At 28.3% G+C, this 21042-nt stretch carries 16 protein-coding genes; 10 read left to right on the top strand and 6 right to left on the bottom strand.

Translation table 11 applies throughout. The features are described from left to right. Both BINT_RS08395 and BINT_RS08390 read left to right on the top strand, forming a co-directional pair. Entirely contained in the window at positions 1–1818 is a 1818-nt protein-coding gene (locus BINT_RS08395) for an ABC-F family ATP-binding cassette domain-containing protein (protein WP_014488146.1), read from the top strand. Between the two features lie 19 nt (positions 1819–1837). Next, positions 1838–3418, top strand: a complete 1581-nt coding sequence (locus BINT_RS08390; protein ID WP_041177359.1) for an amidohydrolase — start codon at positions 1838–1840, stop codon at positions 3416–3418. Between the two features lie 71 nt (positions 3419–3489). Here BINT_RS08390 and BINT_RS08385 read toward each other — a convergent pair whose 3' ends face one another. The 6 genes from BINT_RS08385 to frr all read right to left on the bottom strand — a co-directional run bounded on the left by BINT_RS08385 (position 3490) and on the right by frr (position 9149). Beyond that, on the bottom strand, positions 3490–4323 hold the full coding sequence (locus BINT_RS08385) for a carbohydrate ABC transporter permease (protein ID WP_014488144.1): 834 nt from the start codon (positions 4321–4323) through the stop codon (positions 3490–3492). Continuing rightward, entirely contained in the window at positions 4320–5069 is a 750-nt protein-coding gene (locus BINT_RS08380; RefSeq protein WP_014488143.1) for a carbohydrate ABC transporter permease, read from the bottom strand. The genes BINT_RS08385 and BINT_RS08380 overlap by 4 nt, the downstream gene beginning before the upstream one ends. Positions 5070–5384: 315 nt before the next feature. Next, on the bottom strand, positions 5385–6701 hold the full coding sequence (locus tag BINT_RS08375; RefSeq protein WP_041177357.1) for an ABC transporter substrate-binding protein: 1317 nt from the start codon (positions 6699–6701) through the stop codon (positions 5385–5387). Positions 6702–6970: 269 nt separating this feature from the next. Then, positions 6971–7876, bottom strand: a complete 906-nt coding sequence (locus BINT_RS08370) for a phosphatidate cytidylyltransferase (RefSeq protein WP_014488141.1) — start codon at positions 7874–7876, stop codon at positions 6971–6973. A gap of 5 nt (positions 7877–7881) precedes the next feature. Next, entirely contained in the window at positions 7882–8604 is a 723-nt protein-coding gene (locus BINT_RS08365) for an isoprenyl transferase (RefSeq protein WP_014488140.1), read from the bottom strand. Beyond that, positions 8601–9149: a ribosome recycling factor gene (gene frr, locus BINT_RS08360; protein ID WP_014488139.1), complete on the bottom strand. Its 549-nt coding sequence runs from the start codon at positions 9147–9149 to the stop codon at positions 8601–8603. The genes BINT_RS08365 and frr overlap by 4 nt, the downstream gene beginning before the upstream one ends. 463 nt (positions 9150–9612) lie before the next feature. Between frr and BINT_RS08355 the strand changes: the two genes are divergently transcribed. The 8 genes from BINT_RS08355 (at position 9613) to BINT_RS08320 (ending at position 21027) form a co-directional block, all read left to right on the top strand. Continuing rightward, positions 9613–10050 (top strand): DUF523 domain-containing protein, encoded by a 438-nt coding sequence (locus BINT_RS08355; RefSeq protein ID WP_041177356.1) that lies wholly within the window; start codon positions 9613–9615, stop codon positions 10048–10050. Between the two features lie 38 nt (positions 10051–10088). Then, complete coding sequence (locus BINT_RS08350) at positions 10089–11066, top strand: type I phosphomannose isomerase catalytic subunit (RefSeq protein ID WP_014488136.1); 978 nt, start codon at positions 10089–10091, stop codon at positions 11064–11066. 1 nt (position 11067) lies between these two features. Beyond that, the gene (locus BINT_RS08345) at positions 11068–11847 is read left to right on the top strand and encodes an ABC transporter ATP-binding protein (RefSeq protein WP_014488135.1); all 780 of its coding nucleotides are present in this window, start codon (positions 11068–11070) and stop codon (positions 11845–11847) included. Between the two features lie 119 nt (positions 11848–11966). Beyond that, positions 11967–12677 (top strand): MlaD family protein, encoded by a 711-nt coding sequence (locus BINT_RS08340; RefSeq protein WP_014488134.1) that lies wholly within the window; start codon positions 11967–11969, stop codon positions 12675–12677. A 27-nt stretch (positions 12678–12704) separates the two neighbouring features. Further along, entirely contained in the window at positions 12705–13598 is an 894-nt protein-coding gene (locus tag BINT_RS08335; RefSeq protein WP_014488133.1) for an inositol monophosphatase family protein, read from the top strand. Between the two features lie 46 nt (positions 13599–13644). Beyond that, entirely contained in the window at positions 13645–15057 is a 1413-nt protein-coding gene (atpD, locus tag BINT_RS08330) for a F0F1 ATP synthase subunit beta (RefSeq protein WP_014488132.1), read from the top strand. A gap of 74 nt (positions 15058–15131) precedes the next feature. Next, positions 15132–17981 carry a methyl-accepting chemotaxis protein gene (locus tag BINT_RS08325; RefSeq protein WP_014488131.1) on the top strand — a complete coding sequence of 950 codons (2850 nt, stop codon included), beginning with the start codon at positions 15132–15134 and terminating at the stop codon, positions 17979–17981. Between the two features lie 265 nt (positions 17982–18246). Continuing rightward, entirely contained in the window at positions 18247–21027 is a 2781-nt protein-coding gene (locus BINT_RS08320) for a methyl-accepting chemotaxis protein (RefSeq protein ID WP_014488130.1), read from the top strand. Positions 21028–21042: the final 15 nt, after the last annotated feature.

Genomic DNA, 21042 nt, shown 5'->3' with positions numbered 1-21042 from the left:
ATGGCTAAAAGTATTATAAATATAGTTAATATATCAAAAAGATTTGTTCATAAAGTACTGCTTGATAATGTCAATCTTCTTATAGAAGAAAAATCTAAAATAGGAATGATTGGAAGAAACGGAGCAGGCAAAACAACACTTTTGAAGATTCTTATGGGACTTGAAGAGGCTGATGACGGAGAAGTAATATTTTCAGATGATGTAAGAGTAGGATATCTTCGCCAGCAGGGTGATTTCGATGATAATGAGAAGGTAATAGATTATCTTACAAGAGTTACAGGAAAAGAATCTTGGAAATGTTCTAAAATAGCAAGTCGATTTGGAATAGATCATATAAAAGTTAATAATAATCTAGGAAGTTTATCTAGCGGATATAGAATGAGAGTTAAACTTTCAGAGATGATGCTTTATGAGCCTAATTTTTTAATATTAGACGAACCTTCAAACTTTTTGGATTTAAATACATTAATCGATTTAGAAAATTTTTTAACCGATTATAATGGAGGTTTTTTGATAGTTTCGCATGATAGGGAATTCTTAAAAACAACATGTGAAAAAACTATTGAAATGGAAAATTCAAAAATAACATATTTTCCGGGAAATATAGAAGATTATTTTGAATACAAAGAAGAAAAAGAATATACAATAAAAAAATATAATAAGAATATAGAGGAGAGAAAGGCTCATTTAGAGAGATTTGTAGAGAGATTCAGATATAAAGCTACTAAAGCAAAAGCGGTTCAATCTCGTATAAAACAAATAGAAAAATTAAAAACTATAGAAATTAATCACCCATCAAAGAATGTAAGAATAAAACTTCCAGAGGTTCCTGAAAAGAAAGGTTTTGCTCTTATATCCGATGATTTAGCAGTTGGATATGGCGATAAAGTAGTTGCTAAAAGCGGAAGAATAGAAATAGCAAGAGGAAGCAGGGTAGCGGTTCTTGGGCAAAATGGTGAAGGTAAAACTACATTTTTAAGAACTATAGCTGGAAGACTCAATCCTGTATCAGGTACTTATAATTATTCTTATGGCATAAAGATAGCGTATTTTGGTGAGGATACTTACAAAAATATAACTTCTAATGATACTGTATTATCTTATTTAAAGAAGAATGCTAAGCAGGGACTATTGACTCAAGAACTTTTAACACTTTTAGGAAGTTTCTTATTTTCAGGCGATGATGTTAATAAAGATGTAAAAGTATTAAGCGGAGGAGAGATGGCAAGGCTTTCACTTCTTGCTGCTATTACTCAATGTGCTGATGTTCTTATATTGGACGAGCCTACAAACCATTTGGACTTTGAAACTGTTGAGGCACTTGCTAATTCTTTGAGAGATTATGGCGGAACAATATTTTTCACTTCGCATGATAGAACTTTTGCTAGTTTGCTTGCTGATACTATTATAGAAGTTAAAGATAAAAAACTTTCTCTTTATTCAGGTGATTATGAGGCTTATGTTTATAGGGTAAGACTTGATGCTTTAGAGGAAGAAGAAAAAGAATTAGAGTATCAAAATAAGAATAATAGTAAAGAAAGCAGCAGCAATGATGATAAGAACAGCAATAATTATGAAGAGAGAAAAAAGATTAGAAACAGACTTTCAAGATGTGAGTCTTTGCTCAAAAAACATGAAAAACAAATAGAAGATTATAAAAAAGAAGAAGCTGAAATATTAAAATTTTTTGAAACATCTGCAAATTATGATGATGAAAAAAGTAAAAGGCTTTTGGAAGTTAAAAAACTAATAGAGGAAACAGAAAATGAATGGCTTTTAGTTAATGAAGAGATAGATAATATAAAAGCTATGTTATAAAATTTAATGGAGGATATAAATGAGGATTTTTAAGAATGCTAAAATTTATTCTATGGACAAAAATGATAATATTTATGAATCTGTAGCAGTTGAAAATGGAAGAATAGCTTTTGCCGGAACTAATGAAGAAGTAGCAAAAAAATTTCCAAATGCTGAAGATATAATAGATTTAGAAGGAAAAACAGTTGTTCCTGGATTTAATGATAGCTGTGTTAATTTTGTTGAATATGCCCGTTTTAATACAATGCTTGATTTAAGTAAATGTATGTCAATAAAAGAAGTATTGGATTTAGCACAAAATGCCCAAAAATATGAAGGATGGGTTATAGGCTGGGGCTGGAATCAGGATTATTTTGAAGAAAAAAGAATGCTTACAAAAAATGATTTGGATAATATATCAAATGAATATCCTGTTGCCTTTAGAAGATGCTGCGGAGAGATGATAGTTGCAAATAGTAAAGCTCTTGAAATATGCGGTATTACGGAAGATATGAAATCTGATAGTATAGATTTTGAAAACGGACTTATAAGTTCTAAAGATATGATATTGATATTGTCTAAAATCAAATCATTGGAAATAGATACTCTTAAATCAATAATATTAGATACTCAGGAAGCATTCTTCAAAATGGGTATAACTTCTGTTCAAACAGATGATTTAAGAAGTTTGCCAGATTTCGATTATAGAAAAATTATAGATGCTTATCAAAAATTAAATAGAGAGAAAAAATTAAAAATAAGAGTATGCGAACAGGCACAATTTATCAATAAAAAAGATATAGATGATTTCAGAGATTATTACTATTATCAATATATTAATGATGAGAGATTTAAAGTAGCTCGTATAAAACTTGTTATAGACGGTGGTATAGGTTCAAGAACTGCATTATTAAGAGAGGATTATAATGATGCTAAAGGTTTCAAGGGCGTTTCTCAATATAGTCAGGAAGCTCTTGATGAATTAGTTTCTTATGCTAATAGTTTGGATTATTCTTTAGCTATACAGGCTACAGGAGATGGTGCTGTAGATATGGCATTAAATTCTATAGAAAAAATAAAAAATACAAAAGATTTCAAATATAGAAGAAACGGATTAGTATATGCTCAAATAACAGATAAACAATTATTTGAAAGAATGAAAGAATTAAATGTTGGTATATATTATCAGCCTATATTCCTTCACTATGACATGCATATAGTTGAAGATAGGGTAGGTAAAGAAAAAGCTTCTACTTGTTATGCTTATAAAACAGCTAAAGATATGGGAGTTCATATTGGATTCGGTTCTTCAGGTCCTGTAGACGGTATTAGTGTAATGGAAGGTATACATTGTGCTGTTAATAGAGAGGATTTAAATGGCTGGCCTGAAAATGGCTGGATGCCTCAGGAAAAACTTACAGTTAAAGAGGCAGTTTATTTGTATACTATGGGAAGTGCTTATATGTCTTCTGAAGATAATATTAAAGGCAGTATTGAAGAAGATAAATTGGCTGATTTTGTAGTTTTAGATAGAGATATATTTGAAATTGATCCTAAAGAAATAAAAGATATTAAAGTATTAAAAACTATAGTTGACGGAGATATAGTTTATAGTGCTTGATATTTATTAATATAAGTAATAAAAAAGGATTTAACAATTAAATGTTAAATCCTTTTTATTATATATTATTTTTATTCTTTTACAGAACCGCCTGTTAATCCGGATATAAAGTATTTTTGTAAAGTTAAAAATACTGCCATTATAGGAACTACAGCGAATATAGCACCAACCATAATCTGTCCGTAATCTATTCTTGTATCAGATTTTAATTGTGATAATGCTACAGGCAAAGTAAATTTTTCAGGGCTATTTAATATTATTAAAGGCCAAGTAAAATTAGTCCATTCAGCAACAAACATATATATTCCTAAAGCAGTTAAAGCTGGAATCATTAAAGGCATAACTATTTTTAAGAATATAGTCCATTCATTAGCTCCATCTATTCTAGCAGCTTCTATTAATGTATCAGGTACACTATGGAAATTCTGTCTCATCAAGAATATTCCGAAAGCTCCTGCTATATCAGGAAGTATTATTGCCAAATGAGTATTTTGTATATTTAAAGTTGTCATCATTCTATATAATGGTACTAATTTAGCATGTGCAGGAAGCATCATAGTAAGCATTATAATAACAAACACTATATTCTTACCTTTAAAATTAAATTTAGATATAGCATAGGCTGCCATAGAACATACCAACAAATTAATCACAGTATATATTATAGCTATTTTTAATGAATTGAATAAAGCATGCCATATTGGAATTCTTTCCTGAAGATTTTTCAAATTTTCAAGAAATTTGCTTCCAAAAGTTATAGGAGGCGGAAATAAAAATATATCTCCTGATTCTCTAGTTGCCGCTATAAACATAAATATTAAAGGATATATACAAGCTATCATAGCTATTGTGAGAACTATATATAATATTATTCTAGTTATTTTTTGCTGTTTATTTTTATTCATTTGTTATTTCCCCCAAATTTCATTTGCAATCTTGAAAGAACTCCTACTATCACAAGTATTGCTACAGATATTGTTGCAGCATAGGTTAAGTTGAGAGATTGAAATGCTTGTCTGTATATGTATAATCCTAAAGTTATTGTAGAATTATTAGGGCCTCCATTTGTTAATAGGTATGCCTCTGTGAATAAATTTAGAGTTCCTATTGTTGATAATATAGTTGAAAATAGTATAACAGGTTTAAGCATTGGTATAGTTATATAGAAAAATTGCTGAAATGCATTAGCTCCGTCTATTCTAGAAGCTTCATAATAATCTTCAGGTATAGTTTGTAGTCCTGCTAATATTATTACCATATTATATCCAGTCCATCTCCATGTTATGATTAGCATTATTACTATTCTTGCAGGCCAAGTTTGTGTAAGCCACATTATAGGACCTATATTGAATATAGAAAATAAAAAATTAACAACACCTCTCTCCTGAAACAATAATACAAATATTAAACTATAAGCTACAGATTCTACTATAAAAGGTACAAAGAATGCCGTTCTATACATACTTTTTAATTTTGTAATTCCTCTATGCAGTATTATAGCTAGAAGTATAGATAATATAGTCATTATTGGTACTTGTATTATTAAATAGATTAGTGAGTTTTTTAGAGATATAAAAAAGTACTGATCTGTGAAGAGTCTTTTATAATTTTCTATACCGGCAAATGTAAGAACCCCTCTATTTTGTTTCATAAAACTTAACACTATTGTTTCAAATAGCGGATATATACTGAATACAGCTATAAAAAATAAAGCTGGTGCCAGAAATATCCAAGGTGTAATATTTTTTTTATTGTCATAATATATCCTAAAAATAATATACTCTTAATTAAAAACTTATTTTCTTTGATATTCTTCTTATATGATTATTTATGATTTTATATTATTGATGATACCTACAATAGTAAATTTTATAGATTGTATGGTAATTTATATGTAAAAAATCAATATAAAAAATGAGGTGCCTAATGATAATATCATAAGACACCTTCAAAAAAATAAGTTTATTTATTTGGCTATTGCTCTTCCAGTAGCACTGCTTATTTGATTTGCAGCATCATTCAATGTAGAAGCAATATCTTTATTATTATTCAAAACATCTTCATATGCACTTACAACTGTGTTTCTAACTTCAGCAAAATCATCAGAATTGTATATAACATTAGGTATTTGTTTTGTTACATCTGCTAATATTTTATTGAAATTATCTCCGAAATAGTCATCAGCTTTTAAGAATCTAGAATCATCATAAGCAGGTAAATAAGAAGGGAATAAACTGAATTTTTCATACATCATAAGCTGATTATCTACATTCATTAAACTTTCTTTTACGAATTCTAAAGCAGCAGCTTGTTTAATAGGATCAGTAGCAGTTATAGATAATCCAGCACCACCAGATGAAGAAGCTCTAGCAGCATCTTGATTAAGAGCAGGTATAGGCATAATTCCCCATTTACCTTTCATTTCAGGCATTTGGTCTTTTATAGTACCGCCCCACCAGCCGCCTATTATATAAGAAGCAACTTCTCCGTTTTTATTGGCTACTATAGAACCATCCCAGTTAACAACATTTTTAGCAACACCTTCATCTATAAGTCTTTTTATCATTTGAAGAGTTTCTATTGCTTTTTGAGATGCAACTGTTATTTCACCTTTATCATTTAAATAATATGATTTATTAGCTATTAATAATGCTCTGTACAAATTTTCATCTTGAGTGAAAGGAAGACCAGTCATATATACATTAGGGAATTTTTCCTGAAGTTTTTTTCCAGCAGCAATATAATCATCAAAAGTTACTATAGTATTAGGATCAATTCCAGCTTCTTTAAATAAATCTACTCTATAGAACATAACAACAGGACCTGAATCCCAAGGTATAGATACTAATTTTCCAGTACTGTCATAACTTGATGCTATTTTAGAAGGATCTACAACACCATCAATAGTTATATAATCTTTCATATCTAAAAAGTATTGAGGATAAGTTTCAGCGTAAGTCTGTATATAATCGCTTTCTATTTGTATAACATCAGGCACCCCATTTCCGGAAGATAGTATTACTCCATATCTTTCGTATACATTCTGAGCCAAACCAAATTCCTGAACATTTACTTTTATTTTTGGATATTTAGCATTAAATGCTTTTGCTGTTTCCATTAATGCTTTAGCAGCAACATTCCAAGCCCATACAGTGATTTCTGTTTCTGTATTTTCATCTATAGCTGGTAATTTTGCAGCTGTTGTTGATGTTTGTTTATTGTTATTACATGACATTATAGTAATAGAAATAATGATGAATAACATGAATAGCTTTTTTATCATAGGGTACCCCTTATTATATATATTTTTTAAAATGGTATACATTTTTTACATAAAACTCAAACAAATAAATTTCCATATTAATGCAGTAATTTATTTGTTGATTATTTTATTAGTTTATAAATTTTAATTATGAGATTTATGCTATGTTAGATATACTAATTTTATAAAAATTATTATAATTTTTATAAATATATTTCATAAACAATAATATATTTTTAAAATAGTTAATAATTGAAATGATAATGTATAAAAAACAATATAAAATATTTTTACTGAATTAATAAAAATACATAATATGATATTGGGGCAGTAAGTATTACACTGTCAAATATATCGAATACTCCGCCATGTCCTGGAAACAATTTACTTGAATCTTTAGTGTCATACATTCTTTTTATAAGACTTTCACCCATATCCCCTAAAAAACCTGTTAATGTGAATATTACAGTTAATAACATTAATTGCGGAAAAGAGAAGTTAGGTATATTCTTTCCTAATAAACAAGTTAGATACCCATTTGAATATAAGAAATAATATAATATGGAAAGCGGTATTGTGAATATAAACATTCCTACTAAACCTTCATAACTTTTATTAGGTGAAGCACTGTTTGATAATTTATGCTTACCAAATTTCCTTCCTATAATATATCCTCCAGTATCACTGAACCAAGCACATAGCATAATAAATACTATGTAATATTTTCCGCTAGGCATAAAACGCATAAGAGATATATGCCATACTCCCAAACCAACATATATAAAGCAGAAAACAGCAGTTAATATAGCTCTTCCTTTTTCTTCAAATGTTGATACATGAACTTTGAACATATTAATGATAAATAGTATAGCTATCAAAGCAAAAACCATTACCAATGATAAATCCATAGAAGGATGTTTAGTTTCTACTATTTTATAAAGATTGGAGAAGTCGCCTTTAAATACATTTACATCACATATAGTTATTATATATCCTAATACCATAGCTATCATAGTTGCTACAACAGTTCTTAAATTCTTTTGTCTATGTACCTTAGCCATATAAAATATTTCTGAGGCACTTAAAATAGATATAGCCAATATTGCTATATGAAATAAAAATATAACTTTATCATAAAACATTACTATGAGAAATAATGGTAATGTTACAGCTACAGATATAAGCCTTTTCTTCATAATTGTTATAGACCTCCATATCTTCTATTTCTATTTGAGTATTCTTCTATAGCTTTTTTGAAATTTTCTTTAGAAAAATCCGGCCATAATATATCTGTAAAATATAGTTCACTATATGATGCCTGATACATTAAGAAATTACTTAATCTATATTCACCTGAAGTTCTTATTAAAAAATCAGGATCTGGTATTCCTTTTGTATATAAGTAATTTTGAATAAAGTTTTCATCAATACTTTCTATGTCTATTTTGTTATTTATAGCATCATAGCATATATTTTTTAAAGCATTCTTTAATTCATCTCTGAAACCATAATTTAAAGCTAAAATAACAGTAAGTATTGGATTTTTGCATTTTTCAAGAGTTTCTTTTTCTGTTTCTTCTATTGTTTCTATAGTATCTTTTGGAAATGCAGAAATATCACCTATATGTTTAACTAAAATATTGTTTGAAATAAGCCTTTTTATCTCTTTCTTATAGAATTCTTTTAAAAGTTTAAATAATGCTTTTTTCTCTTCCTCAGGTCTTTTCCAATTTTCTGTTGAAAATGCATACAAAGTTAAATATTTTATATTAAGCTCACAGCATGCTTCTACTATATTAATGACATTTTCGCTTCCAGCTCTATGCCCAAGACTTCTGCTCTTATTATGAGATTTAGCCCATCTTCCATTGCCATCCATGATTATAGCTACATGTTCAGGTATATTCGGCTCATCAGTAATCATATAGTATCTAATTCTTTTTCTTTTGCAGTGATCATATCATCTATTTTTTTGATGTATGAATCTGTATCATTCTGTATTTTTTTCTCTTGAGATTTTGATTCATCTTCAGTGATAGTTTTATCTTTTAATTCTTTTTTGATTTTATCATTTTCATCTCTTCTTATGTTTCTTACAGCAATTTTTGCTTCTTCACCTCTATGTCTAACACCTTTTTTTAACTCTTCTCTTCTTTCTTTAGTAAGTTCTGGTACTACTATTCTTATGTTTCCGCCGTCATTGAAAGGATTGAAACCTAAATCAGCTTTTAATATAGCTTTTTCTATGTCGCTAACTAAACCTTTATCGAATGGCTGTATCATAATAGTTCTTGAATCTGGTGTTGAAACGTTACCTACTTGTTTTAATGGCATACTGCTTCCATAAGCCTCTACTTTTACTCCGTCCAATATAGAAGCATTAGCTCTTCCTGTTCTTATACCTTTTAAATCATTTTGTAAACTTGAAACTGCTTTTTCCATTCTATCTTTATATGATTCTTTTGACATAGATAAAATCCTCTTTAATTTAAAATAATTTATTTAGTAGATTATAATTTAATATAATACTATTGTCAAGTTAATTCTTTATTTATAAATTCTTACTCTGCTTGTTCATTTTTATAATTGATATAATTTATAAAGATGTAAAATATATAAACTCAATATTATTAATTTTTATATATAATGACTGTATATGAAAAGTATATTAGATATCTATGAAGAATATGAAGAATTTGAAAATAAAATGAATTTGTTTGATAAATTAAATAATTGTATGTTACTATATCTAGTAAAAAATGTTTACTTAATTATAAAAAAGCAATAGAAGTTTTTATTAAATTAAAAGATTTATATGCTAATGAAGCATTAATGCAATTTATTTTTAAAATAAATAAATAATTTTTTATCTTCTATACAAATAAAATTATTTTTAGTATATAATATTAGGATAAACTATGAGAGAGAATTTATGAATGTGTTGGTCAGTGCCTGTTTATTAGGATTGAAATGCAGATATGACGGCAATGATAATAAATCAGATGAGCTTCTAAAAGTTATATCTATGGGTTATAACTTAATTCCAGTATGCCCCGAACAGCTCGGAGGTCTTTCTACTCCTAGAAAACCTGCTGAAATTATTAAAGGCAGAGTTATAAATATTGATAATGAAGATGTAACAGAAAATTTTCTTAATGGAGCTAATGAAGTATTAAAACTTGCAAAACTTTATAAAACAGAATTAGCGGTATTAAAAGAGAGAAGTCCTTCCTGCGGTTTTGGTAAAATATATGATGGAACTTTTAGTAAAATGGTTATAAATGGTAATGGTATATGTGCTGATTTGCTTTATAATAATGGAGTAAAAATTATAGGGGAGAGCGAGATAAAAGAATATTTTGGATTATAGTATATTGAATTATTTATTTTATCTTATATAATTATACTATGTATTTATTGGAATTTAATGAAATAGCAAAAGAAGTCATTTGGGGCGGAAATTCTTTGGTTTCAGTATATTCGAAACCTTTTGATAAAAATAAAACTATAGGTGAAAGCTGGGAAATTTGCGATTTGCCTAATGATAATAATATAGTATCTAATGGTGAGCTTAAAGGAAAAACTTTATCATATTTGGTGAAAGAATATGCTTCTGAACTTTTGGGTACAAAGTGTAAAGACGATTATTTTCCTTTGTTTTTGAAACTTATAGATGCAAAAGATAAATTATCAATACAAGTTCATCCAGATGAAGAATATGCAAGTAAAAAACATAACAAACATGGTAAAAATGAAATGTGGTATGTTATGGAAACTTATGGCGATGCAAAACTTCTCATTGGTCTTAAAGAAAATATTTCAAAAGAAGATTTAAAAAATGCTTTGAATAATAGTAAAAATATAGAAAATATGTTCAATTATTTTGATATAAAAAAAGGAGATGCATTTTATATACCTAGTGGATGCATACATTCTATATTAGGGAATGTTGTTATGGCCGAGATACAGACTCCTAGTGATGTAACTTATAGGCTTTATGATTGGAATAGAGTTGATAAAAATGGTAAATCTAGAGAACTTCATATAGAAGATTCTTTTAATGTTATAAAAGATATTAATGCTTTTAATTTGAAATCTGATAAAAAAAATGTTTTTAAAGATAAAAAACTAGAAATTAATACAGTATTTTCTAATGATTATTTTAATGCTGAGGAATATATTATAAATGAATCTTATTCTTCAAAGACTAATGGAGAAAGTTTTGAAATAATGATGGTTTTAGATGGAGAAGGTTATATAGAATCAAATATTGCTGATAACGTTATTAAACTTAATGCTGGTAAAACAGTGTTGATTCCAGCTAGTTTGGGCAATTATTTTATTAAAACAGATGATATAATAAAAATGTTGAGGGTAACTTTATAATATGAGTGATATTATAGAATTAAAAGATGTGTATAAGAGTTTTGGTGCTCAAAGGGTTCTTAATGGGGTTAATCTTAAAGTTAACAAAGGAGAAACTCTATCTGTTATAGGTAATTCGGGATGCGGTAAAAGCGTACTTATAAAACATTTGATGGGATTGCTTCAGCCTGACAGCGGTAGTATAATAGTAGATGGACAGGATATTAATAAAATTTCTGATAATGAACTTACAGAAGTTAGAAAAAAGTTTGCTATGGTGTTTCAAGGGGCAGCTTTATTTGACTCATTAAATGTATATGAAAATGTAAGTTTTGGACTCAGAAGAATAAAGAAAGATATTCCTGAAGAAAGAATAAAGGCAAAAGTAGCCGAAGTTCTTGAAATGGTCGGAATGCCTAATATAGAACATAAAATGCCTTCAGAGCTTTCAGGTGGTATGAAAAAACGTGTCGGACTAGCTAGAGCCATAGCTATGGACCCTGAAATACTGCTTTATGATGAACCTACAACAGGTTTGGATCCTGTTATGTCTAGGGTTATAGATGATTTAATAGTAAAAATGCAGTCTATTCTTAATGTTACTAGTATAGTTATTACTCATGATATGACTAGCGTATTTAGAATGTCAGACAGAGTTGTAATGCTGTATAAAGGTCAGATTATTGAGGGAGGAGATCCTGATCACTTAGCAGAAACAGAAAATCCTCATTTGAAATTCTTCTTTATGAGCAGTATAGCTAAAAAGGGTGAAGATATAGAGAGTATTAGACCAAAAGATTAAATTATTTCATATATATAAAAAAATATAATTTTAGGATAAGGAAAAATCATGAAAAATAAAGTTAAATTAGGTATATTTTTATTGCTACATTTGTTATATTTGTAGGGGCTATAATATTATTGGGTAAGATAAAGCTCAAGGGTGATGGATACAGGATATATGTAGACTATGTATTTATAGGAGACTTACAGGAAAATGGTAAGGTTTCATATAGAGGCGGTGGAATTCAAATAGGTTTTATTGAAAAAATAGCCATAAATCCGGATGGAACTATTAGAGTAACTTTATTTATTACTGATAAAAATGTTATAATTCCAGTAGGAACTAAATTTTCTATACAAACAGTAGGATTAGGACTTGGAGAAAAATACATAATGGTATCTCCTCCTGCTATTAATACTACCGGTATGACAAGTATGGCGCCTAATACAATAGTAAAAGGTGTTGAACCGTTTAGTATAGAAACAACATTAGGCTCTATAGGTGATATAGGTAAAGATTTAAATTTTCAAGAATTATCAGCGGTTGTAAGTAATCTTGCTCAAACTATAAATTTGATATCTGGTGTTATAGTTAGTAATGAATCTAACATAAATAATTCGATATCAAATGCAAGTGCGACTTTAGGGTATATAAATAATATTGCTAGGGATTTATCTTATGTTATAAATGATGTAGAACAGGGAAATGGGACAATAGGTGCCATAATGAAAGATCCTCAGTTACATACTAATTTTAATCAAATAGTTGATAATTTAAGAGTATTTAGCGAAAAAATAAAAGATAATCCTTCTCTTTTGCTTTTCAGAGAGCCAGAAGCTAAAAAATAAATTTAATATTTATTATTGGAGGGTAATATGTTAAATGACATTATAGATATGCTTACGAATGGATTTTCTAGTAAAAAGAAAAAATCAAATTTTTCTGAAAATGATGCTATATTGAATGAAATAAAAGATTTATCAAAATCTAAATTAAATAAATGCTTAAAAGATGCTGAGCATATAGCAATTAAGGCAGGTAAGTATTCTTTAAAATATTTCGGATGCCCTAAAAAAGTATCAAAAAAAGGTAAAACTGATTTATTTACAGAAGTTGATTTAAAAAATGAAAAAAAGATAAAAGAATATTTATTAAAATGCTATCCTAAATTTGGATTTTATGGAGAGGAATCTAAAGATAATACTAGTAAGAAATTTACTTGGATAGTTGATCCTATAGATGGTACTAGTAATTTTATACATGGTTATCCTTTTTACTGTATATCTATAGGGCTTGCTTATAAGGGTATACCTATATTAGGAGTGGTTTATGCTCCTTTAACAGATACAGTTTATAAGGCTCATATAAAGTCAAAAGCCTATAAAAACAATAAAGTTATAAAAGTAAGTTCTAGCAATAAACTTATAGAATCTCTTATAATAACAGGATTTTATTATAATGCTAGTGTAGATGATGATTTTCTTCATGATAGAATGGTTGATTTTGCTAATATGGTAAAAAGTACTTTAGCTTTAAGAAGAGATGGTTCCGCTGCTCTTGATATATGTATGGTAGCTGAAGGTGCGGCTGACGGATTTTTTGAGTATGGGCTTTCTCCTTGGGATATTTGTGCTGGCAGTATTATATTAAAGCAGGCCGGAGGTATGGTAACTGGTATAAATATGGAAGAATATGATATTTTTTCTAAAGAACAGTATATAGCAAGCAATAAAAAAATTCACAAAGAAATGGTTAAAGTACTTGAATAAGTTTTCAATAGGTAATAAAATATATAAAAAAATTAAGGAATGTTTTATGGTAGAAGGAAAAAGAGGAAAAGTTATTCAGGTTGTAGGTTCTACCTTAGATGCTGAGTTTGAAGAGGGACATCTTCCAGCTATATTGAATGCACTTTATATAGATAAAGAAATAGAGGGTGTTCAAAGACATATTATTTGTGAGGTACAGCAGCATTTAGGCGGCGGCAGAGTAAGAGCTATAGCTCTGGAATCTACAGATGGTATATCAAGAGGAGATGATATATTTGATACCGGCAATCATATAATGGTACCGGTTGGAACAGAAACTATAGGCAGAATATTTAATGTATTAGGTCAGACTGTAGATAAAGGTGAGCCTATAGTAGCTAAAGAATACAGATCAATACATGCTTCACCTCCTAAATTTGAGACATTAGAGCCTAAACTTGAAATATTTGAAACCGGTATTAAAGTTATAGACTTGTTAGCTCCTTACATTAAAGGCGGTAAAACAGGGCTTTTTGGAGGAGCAGGAGTAGGTAAAACAGTTCTCATAATGGAGCTTATACATAATATAGCAAGTGAGCATGGCGGTTATTCTGTGTTTGCTGGTGTAGGTGAGAGAACTAGAGAAGGTAATGACTTATGGTCAGAGATGAAAGAGTCTGGAGTTATTAATAAGACTTGTCTTGTTTATGGTCAGATGAATGAACCACCTGGAGCAAGATTAAGAGTAGCTTTATCTGCTTTGACTATGGCTGAATATTTTAGAGATTCTGCTGGTTTAGATGTATTATTATTTATAGATAATATATTCAGATTCACACAGGCAGGAAGTGAGGTATCAGCATTACTTGGACGTATGCCTTCAGCAGTTGGTTATCAGCCTACTTTAGCAACAGAGATGGGAGCTTTACAGGAAAGAATTACATCCACTAAAAATGGATCTATTACATCAATACAGGCTGTTTATGTACCAGCAGATGACCTTACAGACCCAGCACCTGCTACAGCATTTACTCACCTTGATGCTACTACTGTATTATCAAGAGAGGTTAGTGAAAAAGGTATTTATCCGGCAGTAGATCCTTTAGCTTCAACAAGCAGAATATTGGATCCGAATATATTGGGTCAGGAACATTACGATGTTGCAAGAAAAGTACAGCATATATTACAGAGATATAGAGATTTACAAGATATTATTGCTATACTTGGTGCAGATGAGCTTTCAGAAGATGATAAATTAATAGTATCTAGGGCTAGAAAAATAGAGCAGTTCTTAAGTCAGCCTTTCTTTGTAGGAGAGCAATTTACAGGACTTCAAGGTAGATATGTAAAATTAGAAGATACTATAAGAAGTTTTAAAGGTATTTGTAATGGCGATTATGATGATTTGCCAGATCAGGCATTTAGATTTGTTGGTTCTATAGAAGAAGCCGTTTCTAAAGCTAAAACTGTATCAAATTAATTTATTGTTGCTAAATAAATAATAATATTTACCGACTATATTCTAATAGTATATAAAATTGTAGGTTACAAAGTATGATATTTAAATCAGATGAAAATACACTGAAAAGAAGATTAAAATTTTATTTGCCTGCTCTATTCATTTTTGCAGGAGTTGTTTCAGTAGCTATTTTTTCAATATTATTAAAAACAGTTTATCAATTATCAAGTTCTATAATAAGTTATTTATACATATTTATTTTTATATTGATTGCTGTTTTTTGTATAAGTATATACTTTGATTGTTTAAAGTTAGAAAAGGGAAAATTTATTGCTATAGGAAAAATTTATGTTATAAAAGCAGGATTGGCAGTAGTTCTTGTAGCTATTTTTTCATACAGTCTTCATATATATCTTGGTAAAATATCTATATTTGAGATGCTTAATATACGTTTAATAATGGTTATATTTTTGATTAGTGTAGCCATGTCTATTGCCTCTACAAGTTTTAATATATTAGTAAAACCATTATATAAAAAAACAGGAAGAAGAGAATATCATCTTCCTATAGCATATAATTTTCTTCCGATATCTATAGCGACAGTAATATTTATAGTTACTTTTGTTAATGGTATGCATTACAGATCTGAAATAATTTATGACAGACAATATGATATAATAACAAAAAAAGGTTATGCTAATGATTTTGCGAATAATATTGCAGATTCTCTAGGAAAATATGTTACAGTAGCTGATAATATAGTTGCATATATGAATATAATATATAGAAATACATATACTTTGGATACTTATACATCTTTATTATCAAGTTATTTAAGTACAAGATATACTAATGATAATAATATTTCATCTGTAGGTATATATTTTGGAGATTTAGAAAATGTTAATATTGATATCAACACTAATGATATCAATAAATTATCCATAATTTGGAAATATGATATTAATGACTTAGCTAATATTGAAACAAATGGAAGACCTAATATAGCAAATAGTTATACTAGTAGGTTATCCACAGAAACTAATACTCTTATAGATATAACTCCAAATGCTAATACTTTTTATATATATAGTCCTATTTTATTAAATAATAGACATGTGGGATTTGTTAGTGTAGAGGTAAGAAGTTCTGTATATTTAGATGTATTATCAGATGAGGCTTTTAAGAATAATTTGAATATATTTTTAACAGATGATTCATATAGTATAAAGGCTTCTAATAATCCTTCATTGATAGGCGATACCCAAAGAGATTTTGATAGTACTGCTATTGGTATAGAAATAAAAAATAATAATTATAATAACTATAGAAATAATATAGTTGATGTGAATGTTATTTCTTTTGAGAATACTAATGCAGTAGCTATAAAATATGCTTTATTTAATAACTTATATGTTATAAATATGTGGCAGCATAATAGTGCATATAGAAATCAATTATTTAGAAATACTATAATAAGATCTTCTATATCAATATATTTAGGATTATTAGCATTCTTATTAGTTATATTAGCTTTGATACTTTCTTTGAGAAAAACTTTAGTATTTGCTAAAAATGTATCAGAGTCTTTGAGCGAAGGAGAAGGAGATTTAACAATCAGACTTCCGGTTATTAGTAATAATGAATCAGGTGAATTGGTACATTCTTTTAATAAGTTCTTAGATAAAGTAAAAAATATTATAGTAAGTGTAAAAAATAATGCTTATACTTTAACAGGTAATATTCAGAATATGAGAGCTTCTATTAGTTTAAGTATCAGTGATTTTAATACAATTTATAAAGAATTTGAAACAGAGCTGTCTAATTCAAATAAAATAGCAGAATCGTCAGCAAATGCTGCTAGAGTAAGTTTTATGCAGCGTACTAGATTTACAGCAGTGAATGAGACAGTACAGTTATTATTAGAAAATATTAACGATATTAATGATAAGATGAAGCAGCAATCAGAAGCTGTAACTAAGACTAGTAGTTCAGTACAGCAAATGATGGCTAACATAGTAACAGTAAGCCATGGAGCTACTAAGGCAAATGACTATGCTAAGATTCTATATACAGAGGCACAGGAAGGAAGTAATATAGGTGAGTCTGTAGTAGGTTCTATACAAAGCATTAAAGAATATTCTAAGCAGATAACTAATATTACACAGGTAATACATAATATAGCAGAGCAGACAAACCTATTAGCGATGAACGCAGCAATAGAAGCAGCACATGCTGGTGAGCATGGACGCGGATTTACAGTAGTAGCAGATAAGATAAGAAAATTGGCAGAAGATACAGGAGAGAACTCTAAAATCATTAATGAGATAATTGAAGAGACAACACAAGCAATAGATCATACAGTATCTTTAGCTTTCAAGAGTTCAGAGTCAATGGGAAAGATATTAGAAGGTTCTAATACTTTGGCAGATTTGATAGCAACAATATCTGGTGCTAATGATGAATTAGATATAGGCAGACGTGAGATATTGATGAATATCAGCAACTTGAATAATATTACAGAAGATGTACAGGAATTATCTTTAAAACAAATGCAGATGAGTTCAGCAGTTAGTCAGAATATTTCTAGTGTAGATAAGTTAGCAGAAGATGTAGTTAATGTAGTAAATACAGCAGAGACTGAGATGAAGGAATTAGTAAATTCCATAGAAAATGTATCTAATTTATCCAGTACAAGCAGCAATAATATGGAGACAATGGATAAGAGAATAAAGGAATTACAATATATCTTCCTACAGTTATATAAATTGGTAATATCTTTCAAAACAGAGAAGACAGAAGAAGATATAGCAAAAGAGAATAATAAAAAAGCTTTAGATAAGAAAAAGCTTAAATTAGAACGTAAGGCAGAGAAAGCTAGATTAAAAGAAGAAAAGAGAAGATTGAAAGAGTTGAAGAAAGAAAATGCTAAAAATAAAAAATAAAAATTATATTTTACCATATTATAACTTTTTATATGTTTATTAATTATTAAATATATTTTTTACTGGTAAATTTTATAAAATGATGTTATATTAACAGATAAAATAGTTTGTAAAGTTAAATGGTTATTTCTAAATATTGACATTATTATGCCGAAAATTAAGATAGTAACCAAATATTTTACAGGTTGAATAGTATGTTTTTTCAAGTAAATGAAGATAAATTAAAAAAAGATTAAAATTTTATATACCAATAGCATTCTTAATTATGGCCGCTATCTCAGTTGGTTCATATTCTATACTATTAAAAACAATTTATCAGCAATCAAGTTCATTAAGAGGATATGTATATATATTTATACTTTTTTTAGCTTTATTTACAGCTGTAAGTATGTTTTTCGATTGTCTCAAAGTAGAAAAAGGAAAATCCATACCTTTAGGAAAAATATATGTTGTCAAATCTGGTATTGCTGTAGTTTTAGTAGCTATTGTTTCATATACAGTTTATATATTAGATGGAAGTATTACATTATTTGAAATACTAAACATACGTCTAATAATGGTTATATTTTTAATTAGTATAGCTATGGCTGTTTCTTCTATATTTTTTAATATATTAGTAAGACCTTTATATAAAAAGACAGGCGGAAAAGAATATTATTTACCTATGGTTTATAATTTTTTACCTGTATCAATGGCTACAGTAATATTTATAGTTACTTTAATTAATGGTATGCATTACAGATCTGAAATAATTTATGACAGACAATATGATATGATGGTAAAGAAAGGTTATGCTAATGATTTTATTAATAATATTTCAGATTCTCTAGGAAAATATGTTACAGTAGTTGATAATATAGTTGCATATATGAATATAATATATAGAAATACATATACTTTGGATACTTATACATCTTTATTATCAAGTTATTTAAGTACAAGATATGCTAATGATAATAATATTTCATCTGTAGGTATATATTTTGGAGATTTAGAAAATGTTAATATTAATATCAACACTAATGGTATTGATAATTTATCTATAAATTGGAAATATGATGTAAATAATTTAGCTAATATTAATACAAATTCAAGACCTAATATAGCAGGTAATTATATTACTAAACTATCTACAGAAACCAATTCTCTTATAGATATAACTCCAAATGCAGATACTTTTTATATATATAATCCTATTTTATTAAATAATAGAAATGTAGGGTTTGTTACTTTAGAGGTAAGAAGTTCTATATATTTAGATGTATTATCAGATGATACATTTAAGACTAATTTGAATATATTTTTAACAGATAATTTATATAATATAAAGGCTTCTAATAATCCTTCATTGATAGGCGACACTCAAAGAGATTTAGATGGCAGTGCAGTTGGTGTAGAAATAAAAAATAATAAAAGTACTAATTATAGAAATAATATAGTAAATGTAAATGTTATTTCTTTTGATGATTCTGATACATTGGTTATAAAATATCCTTTATTTAATAACTTGTATATTCTAAATGTTTGGCAGCATAGCAATGCTTATCAAAATCAATTATTTAGAAATACTATAATAAAAGCTTCTATAGCAATATATTTAGGATTATTAGCATTCTTATTAGTTATATTAGCTTTGATACTTTCTTTGAGAAAAACTTTGGTATTTGCTAAGAATGTATCAGAGTCTTTGAGCGAAGGAGAAGGAGATTTAACAATCAGACTTCCGGTTATTAGTAATAATGAATCAGGTGAATTGGTACATTCTTTTAATAAGTTCTTAGATAAAGTAAAAAATATTATAGTAAGTGTAAAAAATAATGCTTATACTTTAACAGGTAATATTCAGAATATGAGAGCTTCTATTAGTATAAGTATCAGTGATTTTAATACAATTTATAAAGAATTTGAAACAGAGTTAGTCAATTCTAATAAGATAGCAGAATCGTCAGCAAATGCTGCTAGAGTAAGTTTTATGCAGCGTACTAGATTTACAGCAGTGAATGAGACAGTACAGTTATTATTAGAAAATATTAACGATATTAATGATAAGATGAAGCAGCAGTCAGAAGCTGTAACTAAGACTAGTAGTTCAGTACAGCAAATGATGGCTAACATAGTAACAGTAAGCCATGGAGCTACTAAGGCAAATGACTATGCTAAGATTCTATATACAGAGGCACAGGAAGGAAGTAATATAGGTGAGTCTGTAGTAGATTCTATACAAAGCATTAAAGAATATTCTAAGCAGATAACTAATATTACACAGGTAATACATAATATAGCAGAGCAGACAAACCTATTAGCGATGAACGCAGCTATAGAAGCAGCACATGCTGGTGAGCATGGACGCGGATTTACAGTAGTAGCAGATAAGATAAGAAAATTGGCAGAAGATACAGGAGAGAACTCTAAAATCATTAATGAGATAATTGAAGAGACAACACAAGCAATAGATCATACAGTATCTTTAGCTTTCAAGAGTTCAGAGTCAATGGAAAAGATATTAGAAGGTTCTAATACTTTGGCAGATTTGATAGCAACAATATCCGGAGCTAATGATGAATTAGATATAGGCAGACGTGAGATATTGATGAATATCAGCAACTTGAATAATATTACAGAAGATGTACAGGAATTATCTTTAAAACAAATGCAGATGAGTTCAGCAGTTAGTCAGAATATTTCTAGTGTAGATAAGTTAGCAGAAGATGTAGTTAATGTAGTAAATACAGCAGAGACTGAGATGAAGGAATTAGTAAATTCCATAGAAAATGTATCTAATTTATCCAGTACAAGCAGCCATAATATGGAAACAATGGATAAGAGAATAAAGGAATTACAATATATCTTCCTACAGTTATATAAATTGGTAATATCTTTCAAAACAGAGAAGACCGAAGAAGATATAGCAAAAGAAAAGAGTAAGACAAAAGTTGTAGATAAGAAAAGGATCAAATTAGAACGTAAGGCAGAGAAAGCTAGATTAAAAGAAGAAAAGAGAAGATTGAAAGAGTTAAAGAAAGAAACTTCTAAAGTAAAAAAATAAAAAATAATTTTATTA

The sequence above is a fragment of the Brachyspira intermedia PWS/A genome, assembly GCF_000223215.1.
In the GTDB taxonomy this organism is placed as follows: domain Bacteria; phylum Spirochaetota; class Brachyspiria; order Brachyspirales; family Brachyspiraceae; genus Brachyspira; species Brachyspira intermedia.
Note: the sequence above shows the minus strand (reverse complement) of the source record. Positions and strands in the feature narration are given on the sequence as shown.

Bases quoted from the DNA above. Each gene is read 5' to 3' on its own strand.
- atpD (WP_014488132.1), top strand. From the start codon at position 13,645: ATGGTAGAAGGAAAAAGAGGAAAAGTTATTCAGGTTGTAGGTTCTACC.
- BINT_RS08365 (WP_014488140.1), bottom strand. From the start codon at position 8,604: ATGATTACTGATGAGCCGAATATACCTGAACATGTAGCTATAATCATG.
- BINT_RS08350 (WP_014488136.1), top strand. From the start codon at position 10,089: ATGTATTTATTGGAATTTAATGAAATAGCAAAAGAAGTCATTTGGGGC.
- BINT_RS08380 (WP_014488143.1), bottom strand. From the start codon at position 5,069: ATGAAACAAAATAGAGGGGTTCTTACATTTGCCGGTATAGAAAATTAT.
- BINT_RS08345 (WP_014488135.1), top strand. From the start codon at position 11,068: ATGAGTGATATTATAGAATTAAAAGATGTGTATAAGAGTTTTGGTGCT.
- BINT_RS08320 (WP_014488130.1), top strand. From the start codon at position 18,247: ATGGCCGCTATCTCAGTTGGTTCATATTCTATACTATTAAAAACAATT.
- BINT_RS08335 (WP_014488133.1), top strand. From the start codon at position 12,705: ATGTTAAATGACATTATAGATATGCTTACGAATGGATTTTCTAGTAAA.
- frr (WP_014488139.1), bottom strand. From the start codon at position 9,149: ATGTCAAAAGAATCATATAAAGATAGAATGGAAAAAGCAGTTTCAAGT.
- BINT_RS08385 (WP_014488144.1), bottom strand. From the start codon at position 4,323: ATGAATAAAAATAAACAGCAAAAAATAACTAGAATAATATTATATATA.
- BINT_RS08370 (WP_014488141.1), bottom strand. From the start codon at position 7,876: ATGAAGAAAAGGCTTATATCTGTAGCTGTAACATTACCATTATTTCTC.
- BINT_RS08390 (WP_041177359.1), top strand. From the start codon at position 1,838: ATGAGGATTTTTAAGAATGCTAAAATTTATTCTATGGACAAAAATGAT.
- BINT_RS08325 (WP_014488131.1), top strand. From the start codon at position 15,132: ATGATATTTAAATCAGATGAAAATACACTGAAAAGAAGATTAAAATTT.
- BINT_RS08375 (WP_041177357.1), bottom strand. From the start codon at position 6,701: ATGATAAAAAAGCTATTCATGTTATTCATCATTATTTCTATTACTATA.
- BINT_RS08355 (WP_041177356.1), top strand. From the start codon at position 9,613: ATGAATGTGTTGGTCAGTGCCTGTTTATTAGGATTGAAATGCAGATAT.
- BINT_RS08395 (WP_014488146.1), top strand. From the start codon at position 1: ATGGCTAAAAGTATTATAAATATAGTTAATATATCAAAAAGATTTGTT.